At 69.2% G+C, this 19422-nt stretch carries 16 protein-coding genes; 8 read left to right on the forward strand and 8 right to left on the reverse strand.

Annotated features, from left to right (window positions below):
• Nucleotides 1-41: 41 nt before the first annotated feature.
• Both A5757_RS01495 and A5757_RS01500 read right to left on the reverse strand, forming a co-directional pair.
• Nucleotides 42-1664 (reverse strand): AMP-binding protein, encoded by a 1623-nt coding sequence (locus A5757_RS01495; protein ID WP_066828194.1) that lies wholly within the window; start codon nt 1662-1664, stop codon nt 42-44.
• Nucleotides 1661-3358: an AMP-binding protein gene (locus tag A5757_RS01500; RefSeq protein WP_066828195.1), complete on the reverse strand. Its 1698-nt coding sequence runs from the start codon at nt 3356-3358 to the stop codon at nt 1661-1663. The genes A5757_RS01495 and A5757_RS01500 overlap by 4 nt, the downstream gene beginning before the upstream one ends.
• Before the next feature lie 73 nt (nt 3359-3431).
• Here A5757_RS01500 and A5757_RS01505 point away from each other — a divergent pair, with 73 nt between their 5' ends.
• Genes A5757_RS01505 through A5757_RS01515 form a run of 3 tightly spaced genes read left to right on the forward strand, consistent with a single transcriptional unit; the run spans nt 3432 to nt 6751 of the window.
• On the forward strand, nt 3432-4253 hold the full coding sequence (locus A5757_RS01505) for a response regulator transcription factor (protein ID WP_066828238.1): 822 nt from the start codon (nt 3432-3434) through the stop codon (nt 4251-4253).
• Between the two features lie 24 nt (nt 4254-4277).
• Nucleotides 4278-5381, forward strand: coding sequence for an epoxide hydrolase family protein (locus A5757_RS01510; RefSeq protein ID WP_066828196.1), 1104 nt, complete (start codon nt 4278-4280; stop codon nt 5379-5381).
• The gene (locus A5757_RS01515; protein ID WP_066828197.1) at nt 5381-6751 is read left to right on the forward strand and encodes an NAD(P)-binding protein; all 1371 of its coding nucleotides are present in this window, start codon (nt 5381-5383) and stop codon (nt 6749-6751) included. The genes A5757_RS01510 and A5757_RS01515 overlap by 1 nt, the downstream gene beginning before the upstream one ends.
• A 13-nt stretch (nt 6752-6764) precedes the next feature.
• Here the strand turns inward: A5757_RS01515 and A5757_RS01520 are convergent, their stop codons facing one another.
• Genes A5757_RS01520 through A5757_RS01530 form a run of 3 tightly spaced genes read right to left on the reverse strand, consistent with a single transcriptional unit; the run spans nt 6765 to nt 12530 of the window.
• Nucleotides 6765-8600 (reverse strand): ABC transporter ATP-binding protein, encoded by a 1836-nt coding sequence (locus A5757_RS01520; RefSeq protein ID WP_066828198.1) that lies wholly within the window; start codon nt 8598-8600, stop codon nt 6765-6767.
• Nucleotides 8597-10522, reverse strand: a complete 1926-nt coding sequence (locus A5757_RS01525) for an ABC transporter ATP-binding protein (RefSeq protein WP_066828199.1) — start codon at nt 10520-10522, stop codon at nt 8597-8599. The genes A5757_RS01520 and A5757_RS01525 overlap by 4 nt, the downstream gene beginning before the upstream one ends.
• A gap of 13 nt (nt 10523-10535) precedes the next feature.
• Nucleotides 10536-12530: an ABC transporter ATP-binding protein gene (locus A5757_RS01530; protein WP_066828200.1), complete on the reverse strand. Its 1995-nt coding sequence runs from the start codon at nt 12528-12530 to the stop codon at nt 10536-10538.
• A gap of 111 nt (nt 12531-12641) precedes the next feature.
• Between A5757_RS01530 and prrA the strand changes: the two genes are divergently transcribed.
• Nucleotides 12642-13352, forward strand: a complete 711-nt coding sequence (gene prrA, locus A5757_RS01535; protein ID WP_197497226.1) for a two-component system response regulator PrrA — start codon at nt 12642-12644, stop codon at nt 13350-13352.
• A gap of 4 nt (nt 13353-13356) precedes the next feature.
• Nucleotides 13357-14703, forward strand: coding sequence for a HAMP domain-containing sensor histidine kinase (locus tag A5757_RS01540; protein WP_066828202.1), 1347 nt, complete (start codon nt 13357-13359; stop codon nt 14701-14703).
• Between the two features lie 10 nt (nt 14704-14713).
• Here A5757_RS01540 and A5757_RS01545 read toward each other — a convergent pair whose 3' ends face one another.
• Nucleotides 14714-15088, reverse strand: coding sequence for an FKBP-type peptidyl-prolyl cis-trans isomerase (locus tag A5757_RS01545; protein WP_066828203.1), 375 nt, complete (start codon nt 15086-15088; stop codon nt 14714-14716).
• A gap of 43 nt (nt 15089-15131) precedes the next feature.
• On the opposite strand from A5757_RS01545, the gene A5757_RS01550 reads away from it, so the two are divergent.
• From A5757_RS01550 to A5757_RS01565, 3 genes are all read left to right on the forward strand, one after another.
• A complete protein-coding gene (locus A5757_RS01550) occupies nt 15132-15380 on the forward strand; it encodes a DUF2630 family protein (RefSeq protein WP_066828204.1) in 249 nt (82 codons plus the stop codon).
• Nucleotides 15381-15463: 83 nt separating this feature from the next.
• Nucleotides 15464-16981, forward strand: coding sequence for an NAD(P)/FAD-dependent oxidoreductase (locus tag A5757_RS01560; protein WP_066828206.1), 1518 nt, complete (start codon nt 15464-15466; stop codon nt 16979-16981).
• A 27-nt stretch (nt 16982-17008) separates the two neighbouring features.
• On the forward strand, nt 17009-17377 hold the full coding sequence (locus tag A5757_RS01565; protein WP_369815902.1) for a hypothetical protein: 369 nt from the start codon (nt 17009-17011) through the stop codon (nt 17375-17377).
• Between the two features lie 65 nt (nt 17378-17442).
• Here the strand turns inward: A5757_RS01565 and A5757_RS01570 are convergent, their stop codons facing one another.
• Together A5757_RS01570 and A5757_RS01575 are read right to left on the reverse strand one after the other, a co-directional pair.
• A complete protein-coding gene (locus tag A5757_RS01570; protein WP_197497222.1) occupies nt 17443-17874 on the reverse strand; it encodes a MarR family winged helix-turn-helix transcriptional regulator in 432 nt (143 codons plus the stop codon).
• Nucleotides 17864-19312, reverse strand: a complete 1449-nt coding sequence (locus A5757_RS01575) for an MFS transporter (RefSeq protein ID WP_066828207.1) — start codon at nt 19310-19312, stop codon at nt 17864-17866. Before A5757_RS01575 ends, A5757_RS01570 begins: the two co-directional genes overlap by 11 nt.
• Nucleotides 19313-19422 lie beyond the last annotated feature (110 nt).

Below are 19422 nucleotides of genomic sequence, written 5' to 3' on the forward strand. Positions count from 1 at the left end.
GACAGGCCGGACGCGCGTCGGCAGCCCAACCGCCGTCGGGATCAGCGCAGATTCGGGGTGAACAGCTCGATGCTGCGTTCGCGCATCTCCACTTTGCGCACCTTGCCGGTGACCGTCATCGGGAATTCCTCGGCGACGTGCACATAGCGCGGGATCTTGTAGTGCGCCAACTTGCCCGACGCGAAGGCCCGCACCGCTTCGGCGGTCAGCGGCGAACGGTCCGGCCGCATCCGGATCCAGGCGCAGACCTCTTCGCCGTACTTTTCGTCGGGTACACCGACGACCTGGGCGTCCTCGACGTCGGGATGGGTGTAGAGGAACTCCTCGACCTCCCGCGGATAGATGTTCTCGCCGCCGCGGATGATCAGATCCTTGATCCGGCCGACGACGTTGCAGTAGCCGTCCGCCCGCATCACCGCGAGGTCACCGGTGTGCATCCACCCGTCGGCGTCGATGGCCTGGGCCGTCTTCTCGTCGTCCTGCCAGTACCCCAGCATCACCGAGTACCCCCGGGTGCACAGTTCGCCGGCCTGGCCCCGATCGACGGTGCGGCCGGTTTCCGGGTCGATGATTTTGACCTCGATGTGCGGGTGCGCGCGCCCGATCGTCGAGGTGCGCCGGTCCATGTCGTCCTCGATACGCGTCTGACACGACACGGGCGACGTCTCGGTCATGCCGTAGGCGATCGACACCTGCGTCATGTTCATCTCGTTGACGCAGCGCTTCATCACCTCCACCGGACACACCGAGCCCGCCATGATGCCGGTGCGCAGCGACGACAGATCGGTCGACGCGAAGTCCGGGTGGCCGAGCATCGCGATGAACATCGTGGGCACGCCGTAAACGCCTGTGCACCTTTCTTTCTCGATCGCGGCCAACGTCAGCGCCGGATCGAAGCCGGGCGCCGGGATCACCATCGTCGTGCCGTGGCTGGTGCAGCCGAGGTTGCCCATCACCATGCCGAAGCAATGGTAGAACGGCACCGGGATGCACAGCCGGTCCTGCGGGCCCAGCGCGATGAGCTCGGTGGTGAAGTAGCCGTTGTTGAGGATGTTGCGGTGCGACAGCGTTGCGCCCTTGGGGAAGCCGGTGGTGCCCGACGTGTACTGGATGTTGATCGGGTCGCGACTGTCCAGCTGCGCCGAGCGGTCCCGCAGCTGGTCCGCGCCGACGGCGTCGGCACCGCGGACCAGCGCCGTCCAGTCGTCGGTGCCCAGGAACACCACCTCGCGCAGGTCGTCGCACTGCGGACGCACCTCGTCGACCATCGCCGCGTAGTCCGAGGTCTTGAATGTCGCCGCCGAGATCAACGTCCGGACGCCGGATTGCCGCAGGACGTAGGCCAATTCGTGCGTGCGGTAGGCCGGGTTGATGTTGACCAGGATCGCGCCGATCTTGGCGGTGGCGTACTGCACGATGGTCCACTCCGCGCAGTTGGGCGCCCAGATCCCCACCCGCTCACCGCGCTGCACGCCGAGCGCGATGAAACCCCGCGCCACCGCATTGATTTCGGCGTCAAGCTCGGCGTAGGTCCAGCGTCGTCCGGTGGCGACCTCGACGAGGGCGTCGGTGTCGGGGTGGGCCGCGACCGTCCGTTCGAAGTTCGCCCCGATGGTGTCCTCGAGGATGGGGGTGTCGGTCGGTCCGGCAGCGTAGGAGGTCATCCGGTCACCAGGTCCTCGTATCGGTATTCGGTGGCGATGGGTGTGCCGGCGGCCCGCTCCTCGCGGTGGCGCAACTCGACGCGGCGAATCTTGCCCGAGATGGTCTTGGGCAGATCGTAGAACTCGATGCGGCGCACCTTCAGATACGGCGCGAGGTGGTCGCGGGCGTACTCGAAGATCTGGGTTGCGGTGTCGGCGTCGGCATTCCAGCCGGCGGCCAGCGCGATGTAGGCCTTGGGCACCGCGAGCCGGGTGTCGTCGGGCTGGGGCACCACCGCCGCCTCGACGACCGCTGGGTGCTCGATGAGCACGCTCTCCAGCTCGAACGGCGACACCTTGTAGTCCGAGGACTTGAACACGTCGTCGGTGCGCCCGATGTAGGTGATGTAGCCGTCCTCGTCGCGGTGGGCGACGTCGCCGGTGTGGTAGTAGCCGCCTTCCGTGACGGCCGCGTTGCGCGCCGGATCGTCGAGGTAACCCGTCATGAGGTTCAGCGGTCTCGGGTCCAGGCGCAGACAGATCTCGCCCTCGTCGGCGGGGGCGCCGGTGAGCGGGTCGACGAGGACGACCGGCACGCCCGGCATGGGGCGGCCCATCGAGCCCGCCTTGACCGGGGCGCCCGGGGTGTTGCCGATCTGCAGCGTGGTCTCGGTCTGACCGAAGCCGTCGCGGATCGTCAGGCCCCAACCCTTCTCCACCTGCGCGATGACGTCGGGATTCAGCGGCTCCCCCGCGCCGAGAACCTCCCGCAGGCCGGCAGGCCTGGCGCCGAGGTCGCTTTGAATGAGCATGCGCCACACTGTCGGTGGCGCGCAGAACGTATTGACCCCGGCGCGGTCGAGTTGATGCAACAGCGCGGCGGCGTCGAAACGGCGGTAGTTGTAGACGAAGATCGTCGCTTCGGCGATCCACGGCGCGAAGAAGCAACTCCACGCGTGTTTGGCCCAGCCCGGCGAGCTGATCGCCAGATGCACGTCGCCGGGCCGCACCCCGATCCACGCCATCGTGGTGAGGTGTCCGAGGGGATAGCTGATCTGTGAGTGCTCGACCAGCTTGGGCTTACTCGTGGTGCCGGAGGTGAAGTAGATGAGCATCGAATCGTCGACCGTGGTGCGCGCGGCGAACGGTCCGTCCGAGGCCGTGTCGTAGGCGTCGGCGTAGGGGTGCCAGCCCGCGACGGGTCCGCCGACGACGATGCGGGTGTAGTCGCCGGGCACGTCGTCGAATTTGGCGGTGTCCGCGACGTTGGCGATCACGTAGCCGGCCCCTCCGCGCGTGATCCGGTCGGCGAGGTCTGCGGGCCCGAGCGCACCGGTGGTCGGCATGATGACGGCGCCGAGTTTGGCGATCCCCAGCATCGCCTCCCAGAGTTCGGTCTGGTTGCCGAGCATCAGAATGACGCGGTCGCCCTTGCCGACACCGTGCTGTTCCAGCCAGGTCGCGACACGATCGGAGCGATCCGCCATCTCGGCGAAGGTGACGCGCTGCTCGCTGCCGTCCTCCTCGACGATCCACAGCGCGGGCCGATCCTGGTTGGCGGGGTCGCGGGCGATGACGTCGAACCAGTCGCATGCCCAATTGAACGAACCGGTCAGCCGCGGCCAGGTGAATGTCTCGGCGGCTGCGCGGTAGTCGCCGATGACGTTCACCAGGTGATCCCGCGCGGCTCGGTAGACATCCGTGTTGGTGCTCATGCTGGCTATGCTCTACATCACACCCGCCCGCCGCTACCCCCGAAAGAGGGTGCTCGTGTCCCGCCCCGTGCCCATGGCGCCGCTGCACTCCCACGGTGCCGATGCGCTGCGGGCGGAGTTGCGTGCGGTGGCCGCGGCTACGGGTCTGCCGGTGACGTTCGGCGGCGAGGTGCAGGACGGCATGCTGCTGCTCAGCGAGTTCTTCGGCACCCGAACCGCCGCGATGCGCGGGTTGGTGGTGCGGCCGAGCGCCGGGCTGGGCGGGGCGAGCCTGGTGGCGCACCGGCCGTTGTCGGTGGCCGACTACCGGCGGGCCCTGTCGATCACCCACGACTACGACGGTCCGGTGCTCGGCGAGGGGATCCGTGCGGTGCTGGCGGTGCCCGTCGTCGTCGACGGGCACGCGCGAGCGGTGCTCTACGGCGCGCACCGCACCGCAGCGCCGATCGGTGGCCGGATCGCCGAGGAGATGATCGCGTCCGCAGAGCGGCTGGCGGTGGAACTGCGCGTGCACGACGAGGTGGAGCGCCGGCTGCGGCTGCGCGAGGCCGAACGCGCGGGCACCAGGGTGGGCGTCGAGCAGATTCGTGAGGTGCACGCCGAGTTGCGGCTCCTGGCGACGCAGTCCCCGGACGGCGACCGGCTCCGCGACCTGGCCGATCGGCTGGCCCAGGCGCTGGCAGGCGACCCGCCGAGCCCGACGTCGCTCACACCGCGGGAAATCGACGTGCTGGTGCAGGTTGCGATGGGGTGTACGAACGCCGAGACGGCGCACCGTCTCGCGCTCAAACCCGAGACGGTGAAGAGCTATCTGCGCAGTGCGGGGACCAAGCTGGGCACCCACACCCGCCACGAAGCGGTCTCGAAGGCGCGGCGGGCGCGACTCATTCCCTAGCGCTGCCCGTGCGAGGATCGACGGGTGTCTTCCGTCACACCGTTTCGCATCGACGTCCCGGACTCCGCGCTTTCCGATCTGCAGCAGCGGCTGACCAACACCCGCTGGCCGGAGGCGCAGACCGTCGACGACTGGAGCCAGGGCATCCCGCTCGCCTACACCCATGAGCTGGCCGAATACTGGGCCCACACGTACGACTGGCGGGCCCGCGAAACCGCGCTCAACCGGTTCGACCACTTCACCACCGAGCTCGACGGCCTCGACATCCACTTCATCCACCAGCGCTGCGGCCGCGACGACGCGTTCCCGCTGCTGATCACGCACGGCTGGCCGGGTTCGATCGTCGAGTTCGCCGACGTCATCGCCCCGCTCAACGACGCCGGCTTCGACGTGGTCTGCCCGTCGCTGCCCGGCTACGGGTTCTCGGCGAAACCCGTGCACGCGGGATGGGGCATCGAGAAGATCGCCGCCGCCTGGGATGCGCTGATGGTACGGCTGGGCTACGACCGCTACGGCGCGCAGGGCGGCGACTGGGGGTCGGTGATCACCGGCCAGATCGGCCGCAACGTCGGCAACTGCGTCGGCATCCACACCAACATGCCGATCGGCCGCGTCCCGAAAGACCTGAGTGCGCCGACCGAGGAGGAGCAGCAGGCGCTGACGGCGATGAAGCGCCGTCAGGACTGGGAGACCGGCTACTTCACCCAGCAGTCCACCCGGCCGCAGACCCTCGGCTACGGGCTGGTCGACTCGCCGGTCGCGCAGCTGGCCTGGATCGTCGAGAAGTTCTACGCGTGGACCGATTGCGACGGCCACCCGGAGAACGCCGTCCCCCGCGACAAGATGCTCGACAACGTGATGCTCTACTGGCTGACCGCGTCGGGCGCGTCGTCGGCACGGCTGTACTGGGAGACGTTCAATGGCGGCAGGAAGGGCGATCCAATCAGCCTGCCGACCGGCGTCGCGTCGTTCCCCAAGGAGATCATCCGGATGCCGCGGCGCTGGTGCGAGGACAGCTACCACATCACACACTGGACGGACATGCCCCGCGGTGGGCACTTCGCAGCGCTGGAACAACCGGACCTCTTCGTCGACGACGTGCGGACGTTCTTCGACACGGTGCGCTGATGGTCGACGCCGATTACCTGATCGTCGGGGCGGGCGCCATGGGGATGGCGTTCGCCGACACGCTCGTCGCCGAGAGCGACGCGACGATGGTGATCGTCGACCGCAACGATCAGCCGGGTGGGCACTGGACGAACGCCTATCCCTATGTGCGGCTTCATCAACCATCGGCGTACTACGGGGTCAACTCCCGCGATCTGGGCAGCGGGGCGATCGACCTCGACGGCCTCAACGCGGGCTATCACGAGCTGGCCGGCGGCGGCGAGGTGTGCGCCTACTTCGACGCGGTGCTGCGTCAGCACCTGCTGCCGTCGGGCCGGGTGACCTATCTGCCCATGAGCGAACACCTCGGCGACGGCCGGATCCGCACGTACGCCGGCGACGAGATCTCGGTGCGCGCCCGCCGCATCGTCACCAGCCACGTCGAGATCGTCGTCCCGTCGATGCGCCGACCGTCGTACGCCGTGGCACCCGGTGTGGACTGCGTACCGCCCAACGCTCTGCCCAGGATTCGTTCTGCCCCATCGCAGTACGTGGTCGTCGGCGCCGGCAAGACGGCGATGGACGCGTGCCTGTGGCTGCTCGGCCACGGCGTTGCGCCGCACCGGATCACGTGGCTCAAACCGCGCGACTCCTGGGTGCTGGACCGGGCGGCGATCCAGCCGGGCGCCCAGTTCGCCCGGCGGGCGCTGGCCGACTTCTCCGGACAGCTCGCCGCGGTACTGGAGGCGGAGTCGTATCAGGATCTGTTCGTCCGGCTGGAGGCCAGGGGTTGTCTGCAACGCATCGACCCCGCCGTCGATCCGACGATGTACCGGTGCGCGATCCTGTCGCAAGCCGAGCTCGCCGAGCTGCGACGGATCGAGAACGTCGTGCGGATGGGGCACGTGCAGTCCATCGAACCGGGGCGCATCACCCTGGACGGCGGGACGGTCGACGTCGCCGACTCCGTGCTCTACATCGATTGCAGTGCAGACGGTTTGAGCCGCAAACCGCCGACGACGATCTTCGACGGCGAGCACATCTCGCTGCAGACCGTGCGGACCTGCCAGCCCGCGTTCAGCGCCGCGGTGATCGCCCACGTGGAGGCCGCCTACGACGACGACAGGACCCGCAACGCGATGTGCGGTCCGGTGCCGTATCCGCACGAACCGGCAGACTGGTTGCGAATGATGTTGGCGTTCAACCGCAATCAGCTGCAGTGGTTCGCCGACCCCGACATGATGGCGTGGGTGGACGCGTCCCGGCTCAACGTCCTGCACCACGTATCGGCCGGTGTGAGTCCGCGGGCGCGGGAGAAGATCGTTTCGATGATGACCTCGCAGCTGCCCGCGATCAACGACAAACTCGAGGCGTTGCTCGTCGAGGCGTGAGAGTGCGGGACGGTCAGGCCAGCGACTGCTGCCACGCCTCGTGCAGTGCGGCGTAATGGCCGCCGCCCTGGCTGATCAATTCGGCGGGCGGACCGTCCTCGACGATGCGGCCGTGTTCGAGCACCAGCACCCGGTCGGCGATCTCGACCGTCGACAGGCGGTGGGCGATCACCAGCGCGGTGCGGTCGGACAGCACCGTCTCCAACGCGCGCTGCACCATCCGCTCGCTGGGGATGTCGAGCGACGACGTCGCCTCGTCGAGGATCAGTACCGCCGGATCGGCGAGGAAGGCCCGCGCGAAGGCGATGAGCTGACGCTGTCCCGCGGACAACCGGCCGCCGCGTTTGGCGACGTCGGTGTCGTAACCCTCCGGCAGCGCCTCGATGAAGCGGTCGGCCCCGACGGCTGCGGCCGCCGCGCGCACCTCGTCGTCGGTGGCGTCGGGTTTGCCGAACCGGATGTTGTCGGCGACGGAGCCGTCGAACATGAAGTTCTCCTGCGTCACCATCACCACGTGCCGGCGCAGTTCACTCTGCGAGAGCCGGCGTAGGTCGGTGCCGTCCAGGCTGATCGAACCCGACGTCGGATCGTAGAAGCGGGCGATCAGCTTTGCGATCGTGGTCTTGCCGGCACCGGTGGTGCCGACGAGCGCGACGGTCTGCCCGGCCGGGACGAGCAGCTCCAGGCCGGGGAGCACCGGGCGGTCGGGCGAATAGCCGAACGACACCGCGTCGAAGGCGATCTCACCGCGCACCGAGGCCAGAGCCACCGGATCGTCGGGATCCTCGATGCCGGGTTTCTCGGCCAGCACCCCGGCCAGCTTCTCGAGCGCCGATGACGCCGACTGGAAGGTGTTGAAGAACTGCGAGATCTCCTGCATCGGTTCGAAGAACATCCGCAGGTAGAGCAGGAACGCGGTGAGGGTGCCGATGGTCATCTCGCCGTGCAGCACCCGGAACCCGCCGTAGAGCAGTACGACGCCGGTGGTGATGTTGCCGACCAGCTTCACCCCGGGCATGAAGATCGCGAGCAGGCGGAAGGTGCGCTCGTTGTCGATGCGGTACCGGTCGGCGACGTCTTCGAAGATCTCCTGGTTGCGGGGTTCGCGACGGTAGGCCTGCACGGCCTTGATGCCGGTCATCGTCTCGACGAACTGCACGATCACCAGCGCGGCGCTCTCGCGCACCCGGCGGTACGTCTTGGCCGACTCGTTGCGGAACCACCACACCAGCGCCACCAGGATCGGGAACGCCGCCAGACACATCAGACCCAGCTTCACGTCCAGGGCGACCAGCAGAACCGCGGTGCCGCCGAGTGTGAGCACCGCGGTGATCAGGCTGTCGAAGCCCGTCTCGAGCATGTCCTGGATCGCTTCGACGTCGTTGGTCGAGCGGCTGACCACCCGGCCCGACGTGTACCGGTCGTGGAAGGCGATGTCGAGACGCTGGAAATGCCGGAAGACCCTGCGCCGCAACTCCAGCAGCACCTTCTGCCCGATCTTGCCGGAGCGGCGCAGGAAGAACATCCGCCCGCTGGCCTGCACCACGACCACCCCGCACAGCGCGCCGACGATCAGCATCAGCTCGCGCGCCGGTCCGCCCTCGAGCAGGGGCGGGATGCCGTGGTCGATCCCGCGCTGCACCAGCAGGGGGACCGAGAGTCGGGCGGCGTTCTCCACCACCACGACGAGGGCGAGCAGGATCAGCGCGGCCTGGAAGGGCTTGAGCAGGTTGCCGAGCAGCGCCCGCGCTTCGCGGCGGCGCGGGATGCTCTCGTCGATCGGGAGATCTGAGCTTTCTGCGCCGTCCTGATCTTCCGGGACGCGTCCGCGCCAATCGGTCGCGGTCATCGCCCGTCCGCCTCGGAGGTGACGAAACGCGGGTCCGCACACGCCTCTTCGGCGGCCTCGTGCGCGGTGTAGGCATGCTGCAGCCGGGCGCGGTCCTCCGCGCTCTCCCAGTCGGCGACGGGTTCGGCGCCGTCGTCGAGCTCGTCGTCGGCGGCGAGCAGATAGCGGTATTGCGGTACGTCGGCGAGCAGCTCAGCGTGGGTGCCGACGTGGGTGATGGTGCCGTTCGCGATGAGCGCCACCCGATCGGCGAGCAGCACGGTCGACGCCCGGTGGGCGACGACGATGCCGGTGACGTTGTGCAATACGCGGCGCAGCGCCTCCTCCACGACAGCCTCGGTGTGCACGTCGAGTGCGGACAGTGTGTCGTCGAGCACCAGGATCCGGGGCTGGGCGAGGATCGCGCGGGCCAACGAAAGACGTTGCCGCTGACCACCGGACAGGCTCATCCCCTGCTCCCCGATGCGGGTGTCGAGACCGAACGGGAGGTCGTAGACGAACTGCGCGGCGGCCACCTCGACGGCCTCGGCGAGTTGCTCGTCACTGGCGTCCGGGCGGCCCAGACGGAGGTTCTCGGCGACCGACATCGAGAACAGCGTGGGGTCCTCGAACGCCGTGGCCACGGCCTGCCGCAGGGCAGGCAGCGAGAGTTCGCGGATGTCGTGCCCGTCCACGCGGATGACGCCCTCGGTCACGTCGTAGAGCCGCGACAGCAGCGAGACGAGCACCGACTTACCGGAGCCGGTGGCGCCGACCAGGGCGACGGTCTCGCCTGGTTCGACGGTCAGGTCGACGTGGCGTAGGGCCCAACCGTCGCTGTCCGGGAAGCGGAACCCGACGTCGACGAGCTCGAGTCGCCCACCGCGCGGGGTCGCGGTGTCGGGGCCGTCGACGATGTCGCGCGGCGCGTCGAAGATCTCGGCGATCCGGTTGGCGGCGGTGAACGACTCCTGGGTCATCGACAGCAGGAAGCCCAACGACGCGATCGGCCACACCAGCGACAACATCATCGTGATGAAGGCGACCAGCGTGCCCATGGTGACCGAGCCGTGGCCCGCCGCGTAGGCGCCGAAGCCGAGCACCACGATCAGCGTCAGGTTGGGGATGATCTCGAGCAGCGTCCAGAACTTCGCCGACACCCCGACGCGCTGGACCTGGGTGTCGTACAGATCCGTGAGTTGCCGGTCGAACCGGTCGTAGACGTAGTCCTCCCGGCCGAACGACTTCACCACGCGCAGCCCCAGCGCCGACTCCTCGACGTGGGTGGCGACGTGTCCGGACTGGTCCTGCGCCAGCCGCGACAGCCGGGTGTACTCGCGCTGGAAGTGCAGCACCGTCAACGTGATCGGCACGATCGAGGCCAGCACGACCACGCCGAGCGGCCAGTACATCGACAGCAGGATCGCGGTGACGACGACGATCTGCAGACCGTTGAGGATCAGGAACACCAGCCCGAACGACATGAACCGCCGGATCGTGGACAGATCGTTCATGACCCGCGAGAGCAGCTGACCGGACTGCCAGCGGCCGTGGAAGCTCATCGGCAGGATCTGCAGCCGGGCGTAGAGGTCCTTGCGGATGTCGGCTTCGACGCCCATCGTCGCCCGTGACACCAGCCAGCGGCGGATGAACCACAGCACGGCCTCGGTGACGCCGATGCCCATCGCGGCGGCGCCGAGCAGCCACAGCCCCCGCTGATCCTGGTGGCGTACCGGACCGTCGATGACCGCCTTGGTCATCAGCGGAATCGCGATGGTGGCGCCGAGGCTCAGGATCGCGACGGTGATCATCGCGATCCAGCGGGCCCGGTAGGGCATCAGATACGGCAGCATCCGCCACAGATCCGAGCTACCGCGCGGCTGCGGACGCGCAGGGGCGATCGCGGGCGCCGAGCGCAGCGCCCGGGAGTCCGGCGTCGTCACGTCATCAGCCCTGTCACTTAGTCAATCTTCCCATTCGCGGCAAGCGAATAACGTCGTGCGGCGATCGGGATCGCCGGTCGGCCGACTGCCGGCCGAACTGGGTGCGGTACAGCTCGGCGTACCGGCCGCGCCGGGCGAGCAGTTCCTCGTGGGTACCCCGCTCGACGATGCGTCCCGCTTCGACGACGAGGATCACGTCCGCGGCGCGCACGGTCGAGAGTCGATGGGCGATGACCAGCGACGTCCGCCCGGCCAACGCCTCGGCGAGGGCCTGCTGGACCGCCACCTCGGATTCGGAGTCCAGCGCCGCCGTCGCCTCGTCGAGAACGACCACCCGGGACCGCCCGAGCAGCAGGCGGGCGATGGTCAACCGCTGCCGCTGCCCGCCGGACAGACGGTAGCCGCGCTCACCGACAACGGTGTCCAGGCCGTCGGGCATCGCCGCGACGACGTCGGCCAGCCGGGCCCGCTCCAGCGCCTCCCACAGCTGCTCGTCGGTGGCGGCCGGCGCGGCCAGCGTGAGGTTCGCGCGGATCGACTCGTGGAACAGGTGGCCGTCCTGGGTGACCATGCCGACGGTGTCGCGCAGCGATGCGAAGGTCAGGTCCCGAACGTCGACCCCGTTGAGCCGGACCGCGCCCGAAGCTGTGATATCCCCGGCGTCGCTTCGCTCCTGCCCGCCGACGTCGTAGAGCCGGGCCAGCAGTGCGGCGATCGTCGACTTCCCCGCCCCCGACGGCCCGACGAGCGCGACCATCTCCCCCGGCCTGGCGGTGAACGAGATGTCGTGCAGCACCTCCTCACCCGCACGCACGTCGGTCGCGGAGAGTTCGGCGACCTCTTCCAACGACGCCAGCGACACCTTGTCGGCCGACGGGTAGGCGAACCGGACGTGATCGAACTCGACGGCGACCCCGCCCTGCACCGGACCGTCGGGCACCGCGACGGCGTCCTCCCTCTCGCGGATCAGCGGGACCAGATCGAGCACCTCGAAGACCCGCTCGAACGACACCAGCGCGCTGGCGATCTCCACCCGGGCGTTGGCCAGCGCGGTCAGCGGCGCGTACAGCCGGGTCAGCAGCAGGGCCAGCGAGACGATCTGGCCGGCCTGCAGGGTGCCGCCGAGCGCGAGCACGCCACCGAGTCCGTACACCAGGGCCAGCGCCAGCGCCGACATCAACGTCAGCGAGTTCATGAACGTCGCCTGCAGCATCGCCGACCGGACACCGATGTCCCGGACCCGGCCCGCGCGCACCGCGAATTCGCGCGACTCCTCGACCGGTCGGCCGAACAGCTTGACCAGCGTCGCGCCCGGTGCCGAGAAACGTTCGGTCATCTGGGTGTTCATCGTCGCGTTGTAGATCGCGCGCTCCCGCGACAGCTGCGCCATCTTCTTGCCGATCCGGCGTGCCGGCACCACGAACAGCGGCACCAGCACCAGCGAGACCACCGTGATCTGCCAGGAGATGGCGAGCATGACGGCGAGGGTGAGTGTCAGGGTGACCAGGTTGGCCACCACGCCCGACAGCGTGTCGGAGAACGCGCGCTGCGCGCCGAGCACGTCGTTGCCCAGGCGGCTGACCAGGGCGCCGGTGCGGGTCCGGGTGAAGAACGCGACCGGCATCCTCTGCACGTGGTCGAACACGGCCGTGCGCAGATCGAGGATCAATCCCTCGCCGATGGTCGACGACAGCCAGCGGGTCAGCATCGACACCGCGGCCTCGGCGAGCGCGACCGCGGCGATCACCACGGCCAGCCCGATCACGACACCCGGTGTGCCGTCGCCGGTGATCTCGTCGACCACCCGGCCGGCCAGCACCGGTGTGGCCACCGCGAGCGCCGCGCTGAGCACGCTGACCCCGACGAACAGCCCGAGCCTGCGGTGGTGGCGCGCGGCGAAGCGCCAGATGCGGCGCAGCAGCGCACGGTCGGCCAGCGACCGCAGATCACCTCCGCGGGCCTGCGCCTGGCGGTAGAGGGTCTGCCTCGCGACCGATTCGATGTTCATGGAGTGCACCGTAGAACCTCAACATTTGTCGAGGTCAATTGTTCCCGGGGCGGCGATTCGGGCCGCGAGGACCCTCGCGCCTCTCCGATCTGCGTTCCTCCATCAGGCAAGATTGCGGATATGGACAGTGGTGTGGGATCGCCCCGGGTGCTGGTGGTGGACGACGACCCCGACGTGCTCGCCTCGCTCGAGCGCGGGTTGCGGCTGTCCGGCTTCGAGGTGTCCACCGCCGTGGACGGTGCGGAGGCCCTGCGCAGCGCGACCGAGACCCGGCCCGACGCGATCGTCCTCGACATCAACATGCCGGTGCTCGACGGGGTGAGCGTGGTGACGGCGCTGCGTGCCATGGACAACGACGTGCCGGTCTGTGTGCTCTCGGCCCGCTCCTCGGTCGACGACCGGGTCGCCGGGCTCGAGGCCGGCGCCGACGACTACCTGGTCAAACCGTTCGTACTGGCCGAGCTGGTGGCCCGGGTCAAGGCGCTGCTGCGCCGGCGCGGTTCGTCGGCGACGTTCTCGTCGGAGACCATCCAGGTCGGCCCGCTGGAGGTGGACATCCCCGGCCGCCGTGCCCGCGTCAACGGCGCCGACGTCGATCTGACCAAGCGGGAGTTCGATCTGCTGGCGGTGCTCGCCGAGCACAAGACCGCCGTGCTGTCCCGCGCCCAGCTGCTCGAGCTGGTGTGGGGTTACGACTTCGCCGCCGACACCAACGTCGTCGACGTGTTCATCGGTTACCTGCGCCGCAAGCTGGAGGCGGGTGGCGCGCCCCGGCTGCTGCACACCGTGCGCGGGGTGGGTTTCGTGCTCCGGACGCAGTAACCCGATGAACGTGCTGTCGCGGATCTTCCGACGGACCCCGTCACTGCGGACCCGGGTGGCGTTCGCGACGGCCATCGCCGCGGCGATCGTCGTCGGCATCGTCGGGACCGTGGTGTGGGTCGGCATCACCGAGGACCGCAAGGAGCGGCTGGACCGCAGGCTGGACGAGGCCGCGGGGTTCGCCATCCCGTTCTTGCCGCGCGGGCTGGACACCATCCCGAAGACACCCACCGACCAGGATGCGCTGATCACCGTGCGCCGCGGCGAGGACGTCAACTCGAACAGCGACGTGGTGCTCCCGCAACTGCCCGTGGGCTACGCCGACACCTACGTCGACGGCGTGCGCTACCGCGTGCGCACCGTCGACATCCGCTACCCCGAACCGATGTCGGTGGCCGTCGGCGCCACCTACGACGCCACCATCGCCGACACCAACAACCTGCACCGGCGGGTGATCATCATCTGCTCGCTGGCCATCGGCGCGGCCACCGTGGCCGGCTGGCTGCTGGCGGCGTTCGCGGTGCGCCCGTTCAAACGCCTCGCCCAGCAGACCCGCCAGATCGACGCCGGCGACGAGGACCCGCACGTCGAGGTCCGCGGCGCCACCGAGGCCGTCGAGATCGCCGACGCGGTCAAGGGCCTGCTCGAGCGCGTCTGGGAGGAACAGGACCGAACCAAGGCCGCGCTGACCTCTGCACGGGACTTCGCGTCGGTGTCGGCGCACGAACTCCGCACCCCGCTGACGGCGATGCGCACCAATCTCGAGGTGCTGGCCACCCTCGATCTCGCCGACGACCAGCGCAAAGAGGTGGTGGGCGACGTCATCCGTACGCAGTCGCGCATCGAGGCGACGCTCGCCGCGCTGGAGCGGCTGGCCCAGGGCGAGCTGACGACCTCCGACGACCACGTGCCCGTCGACATCACCGAACTGCTCGACCGGGCCGCCCACGACGCGATGCGGGTCTATCCCGAACTCGACGTGTCGCTGGTGCCGGCGCCGACGGTGATCATCGTCGGGCTGCCCGCCGGGCTGCGGCTGGCGGTGGACAACGCGATCGCCAACGCGGTCAAACACGGCGGCGCGACGCGGGTGCAGCTGTCGGCGGTGAGCTCGCGGGAAGGTGTGGAGATCGCGATCGACGACGACGGCGTCGGGGTCCCCGAAGAGGAACGCGTCCGGGTGTTCGAGCGGTTCTCCCGCGGATCGACGGCGTCGCATTCCGGATCCGGTCTGGGGTTGGCGCTGGTCGCCCAGCAGGCCGAACTGCACGGCGGGACTGCCGCATTGCAGGCCAGTCCGCTGGGTGGCGCGCGGCTGCTGCTGCGGTTGCCGGGCCCGACGCCGCGCTAACCGCTAGCCGCTAGCGCGTCGAGAGCAGATCGATGACGAAGATCAAGGTTTTGCCGGACAGACGGTGTCCGCCGCCGGCCGGGCCGTAGGCGGCCTCCGGCGGGATCGTCAGCTTGCGCCGGCCGCCGACGCGCATCCCGGGGATACCGTCCTGCCAGCCCTGGATCAGCCCCTGCAGGGGGAACTCGATCGACTGACCGCGGTTCCACGAGCTGTCGAACTCCTCGCCGGTGTCGTACTCGACGCCGACGTAGTGCACCTCGACGTTGGCGCCCGGTACCGCCTCGGCACCGTCTCCGACGATCAGGTCCTCGATGACGAGTTCGCTCGGGGCGGGGCCGTCCGGGAATTCGATCTCGGGCTTCTGTCCTGGGGTGGAAGTCACACTCCCACGTTAGTCCAGGCCGCACTTCGGGCAGACTGGTGCGGTGGCACAGGACCAGGACATCCTCGATCAGGTGAACAAGCTCGTCGCCGAGGAGCAGCAGCTGCGCGAAGCGCTGCAGCACCGGGAGATCGACGAGGGCGAAGAGCAGCAGCGGTTGCGCGCGGTGGAGGTCGCGCTCGACCAGTGCTGGGATCTGCTGCGTCAGCGACGCGCGCTGCGGGAGAGCGGTAAAGATCCGCGGGAGGCCGAGGTGCGTCCGGCCGGCGAGGTCGAGGGCTATCTGAACTGAGCGCGGCAGACGACACCGGAGCCGCCCGGCCGGCGACATTCGACACCGAAGCCGCCCGGCCGGCGACATTCGACACCGTCGTCATCGGCGGCGGGCACAACGGGCTCGTCGCCGCGGCGTATCTCGCCCGCGCCGGCCGGCGGGTGCGCGTCCTCGAACGGCTCGACCATGTCGGTGGCGCGGCGGTGTCCGCGCACGCGTTCGACGGCGTGGACGCCCGGCTGTCGCGCTACTCGTATCTGGTCAGCCTGCTGCCGCGGCGGATCGTCGACGACCTCGGCGCCCGCATCCGCCTGGCAAGGCGCCGCTACTCCTCCTACACCCCCGACCCGGCGACCGGCGGCCACACCGGGCTGCTGATCGGACCGCAGAGCACGTTCGGCGCCGTCGGGGCGACCGCCGACGAAGCCGGGTTCACCGAGTTCTACCGCCACGTCGGCGCCGTCACCGAGCGGCTCTGGCCCACGCTGACCGCGCCGCTGATGACACGCGCACAGTGCGGGCAGCTGCTGGGCCCCGACGACGAGGCGGCGTGGCGGGCGTTGACCGAGCGGCCGATTGCCGAGGCCATCACCGCCGCGGTCGGCAGCGATCTGGTGCGCGGTGTGATGGCGACCGACGCGCTGATCGGCACATTCGCCCGCACCGACGCGTCGTCGCTGCTGCAGAACATCTGCTTCCTGTACCACCTCATCGGCGGCGGGACCGGCGACTGGAACGTCCCGGTCGGCGGTATGGGCGCGGTCAGTGGTGCGTTGGCCGCCGCGGCGGCCGGGTTCGGGGCGGAGATCGTCACCGGCGCGGAGGTAGACGGCGTCACCCCCGACGGCGAAGTGACGTATCGGGCCGACGGCAGATCGCACCGCATCGGTGCCCGGCATGTGCTGGCCAACGTGGGTCCCGCGGTGCTGGCACGCCTGCTCGGCGAACCGCCGCCGCAACCGCCGGCGGGTTCACAGGTCAAGGTGAACCTGATGCTGCGCAGACTGCCTGCGCTGCGGGACACCTCGGTGAACGCCGAGCAGGCCTTCGGCGGGACGTTCCACATCAACGAGACGCTGAGCCAGCTCGACACGGCCTACGACCAGGCCGCCGCCGGTGAGGTGCCGAATCCGCTGCCCTGCGAGATCTACTGCCATTCGCTGACCGATCCGTCGATCCTGTCGGAGAGCCTGCGGGCGAGCGGCGCGCACACGCTGACCGTGTTCGGGCTGCACACCCCGCACGCGCTGATCGCGAACCACGATGAGGACCGGATGCGGAACACGCTGACCGCGGCGGCGCTGCACTCGCTGAATTCGGTTCTGGCCGAGCCTGTTCAGGACGTCGTGATGGAGGATGCGGCGGGCCGGCTGTGCATCGAGACCAAGACCACCGCCGACCTCGAGCACGGCCTGAACATGACCGGCGGCCACATCTTCCACGGTGCGCTGCAGTGGCCGTTCGTCGAGGACGACGAACCGCTGGAGACACCGGCGCAGCGCTGGGGCGTCGCGACCGCGCACGAGCGCATCCTGCTGTGCGGATCGTCGGCGCGGCGGGGTGGCGCGGTGTCGGGCATCGGCGGGCACAACGCGGCGATGGCCGTTCTGGAGAGTTGACCGCGACGCGTTGTTAGGCTCGTTTCCGTGACCGCTCGCTTCGCGCTGACCGCCGCCGGTGCCGTACTGGCCGCAATCGTGCTGGCCCCACCGGCAGCAGGCGGGCCGAGCTACGGCAGCAACGGGGTGTTCGGCGTCGACACCGTGGCCTCACGGGGCTGGGCGACGGCATACATACCGCCGGGGCGCTACCGCGTCGACCAGGCCCCCTCGATGCCGCCGTACCAGAGTGCACCCGGATTCTGGCTGCGCTGCAACGCATTCCCATGCACTGTCGACGTGGGCGGCAACATCATCGCCAGGGGCGACGCGATCCGGGACGTGCCGACCTTCGTCGACATCGCCCCGGGCGACGCGGGTGTGCGGCTCTACAACGTCACGCTGACCCGCGTCTGAGGCTCACCTTTCCGCGCGAAACAGCATTCCCGGCTGCCAAAGCCGAGGCGTGAGCGACGGGAATGCTATTTCGCGGCGGCGGGGCCGGCCAGTTTGGCCAACGTCACGCGCAACGCCGCGAGCTCGCCGGCGTCGAGTCGGTCGAACACATCGGGCGCCGGGTCGTGGATCGCGTCGATGGTGGCCAGCACCGCACGGCCGGCGTCGGTCAGCGACACGGTCTTGCAGCGACGGTTGGCCGGATCGACCGTCCGCACGACCAGCCCGCGCTTCTCGAGATCGTTGACGGCGACCGTGGTGGCCGGGGCGTCCATCGTCGCGGCCGTCGCGAGTTGTTTGACGGTGAGCGGGTGTGCGGCCAACCGGCGTAGCACCCGAATCCTGCTGAACGGCAACCCGGTTCGCTCGATGACGGAGCGCTTCCAGCTGTCCCGGTTGTCGATCACCAGGGCCGCCATCGTGCGCCAGACCTCATCGGCGAGCCCGTCAGCCGGCACGGACCCGCTCCGCGTCCCCGGCGGCGATCAGCGGTGCGAGCCGCTCGGCGGACCGCAACCCGCGCTGGGACGTCGACAGGACGCCGAGGGCGAGGATCACGAGCCCGAAGCCGGTGAACACCAGCCACAGCGGGCGCGCGGCCGCCGCGAAGTCGACGCCCTCGTTCGCGAGCGCCGCACCGGCCACCGAACCACACAGCGCCACACCTAGACTCACGCCGACCTGTCGGCTGGTCGAGGCGATCGCCGACGCCGCACCCGCACGGTCGGTGGGCATCCCGCTGACGGCCGCGTTCGTGATCGGCGCGTTGACCATCGAGAACCCGATGCCGAAGACGGCGAACACGATCAGCAACCACCACACCGGCGTCGTCGCACTCAGACCGATGAGCATGACCGTCGCCGCAGTGATCAGCGTGCCGGCCACCAGCAGCGACGGGCGGGCGCCGAAGCGGCCGACCAGCCGACCCGACAGCGGTGAGAACACCAGCGCGCCGACCGCGACCGGCAGATAGATCAGGCCGGTGTGCACGGCCGAGAAGCCGCGCTGGCCCTGCAGATACAGCGACATCATGAACAGGAACGCACCCCAGGAGGCAAACGCGCAGACCGCGATCGCGGTAGCCGAGGCGAACGGAATGCTCTGGAAGAACCGCAGATCGATGAATGGGTCCCGGCGCCGCGACTCGTAGCGCAGGAACGCCAGTAGGGCGAGCACGGCGGCGACGGCGATCGCGATGACCACCGGGCTGCCCCAGCCCAGCCCCGGTCCCTCGATGAGCACGAACACGAGCCCGAACAGGAACGCCATGCCCAGGAGCTGACCCACCGGATCGACGTCGCGCATCGCGACCGACCGCGACTCCGGGACGAAGACGGCCGTCAGGACGATCGCCAGCGCGCAGATCGGCAGGTTGATCCAGAACACCGCGCGCCAGTCGACGTACTCGATGAGCACCCCGCCGACGATCGGGCCGAGGGCCATCGAGATGCCGACGACCCCGCCCCACACACCGATCGCGCGGGCCCGTTCGACGCGGCCGGTGAACACCTGCGTGATGATCGACATCGCGACCGGGTTGAGCATCGACCCGCCGACGGCCTGCAGGAACCGGGCCGCGATCAGCGTTTCGATGTTGGGCGCGAGGCTGCACAGCAGTGAGCCGACGGCGAACACAGCCAACCCGATGTGGAAGGTGCGACGCCGGCCGATGCGATCGGCCGTCGCGCCGGCCAGCAGCAGCAGTGACGCCAGCACCAGGGTGTAGACGTCGATGACCCACTGCATCTGGGAGGACGACGCGCTCAGATCGGACCGGATGCTGGGGATCGCGACGTTGACGATCGTCGCGTCCATCGACACGATCAGCAGGCTCAGGCAGCAGGACACCAGAATGATGGCCTTGCGCCGTGCGCTGATGCCGACAGAGTCACTCACCAAACAATTGTGAAACTACAACTGTTGCGGTGGCAACTCCGTCGGCCGCCGAAATCGACGAAATGACGGAGATCACTCGACTTTGCCGCCCGTTTGATCATTTGGGCGAG

It is taken from the genome of Mycobacterium sp. 852013-51886_SCH5428379, from assembly GCF_001665575.1.
In the GTDB taxonomy this organism is placed as follows: domain Bacteria; phylum Actinomycetota; class Actinomycetes; order Mycobacteriales; family Mycobacteriaceae; genus Mycobacterium.

What these genes read in the sequence shown, in the direction of transcription:
- A5757_RS01495 (WP_066828194.1), bottom strand. Translation starts at nt 1,664, where the DNA reads ATGACCTCCTACGCTGCCGGACCGACCGACACCCCCATCCTCGAGGAC.
- A5757_RS01500 (WP_066828195.1), bottom strand. Translation starts at nt 3,358, where the DNA reads ATGAGCACCAACACGGATGTCTACCGAGCCGCGCGGGATCACCTGGTG.
- A5757_RS01505 (WP_066828238.1), top strand. Translation starts at nt 3,432, where the DNA reads ATGGCGCCGCTGCACTCCCACGGTGCCGATGCGCTGCGGGCGGAGTTG.
- A5757_RS01515 (WP_066828197.1), top strand. Translation starts at nt 5,381, where the DNA reads ATGGTCGACGCCGATTACCTGATCGTCGGGGCGGGCGCCATGGGGATG.
- A5757_RS01520 (WP_066828198.1), bottom strand. Translation starts at nt 8,600, where the DNA reads ATGACCGCGACCGATTGGCGCGGACGCGTCCCGGAAGATCAGGACGGC.
- A5757_RS01530 (WP_066828200.1), bottom strand. Translation starts at nt 12,530, where the DNA reads ATGAACATCGAATCGGTCGCGAGGCAGACCCTCTACCGCCAGGCGCAG.
- A5757_RS01540 (WP_066828202.1), top strand. Translation starts at nt 13,357, where the DNA reads ATGAACGTGCTGTCGCGGATCTTCCGACGGACCCCGTCACTGCGGACC.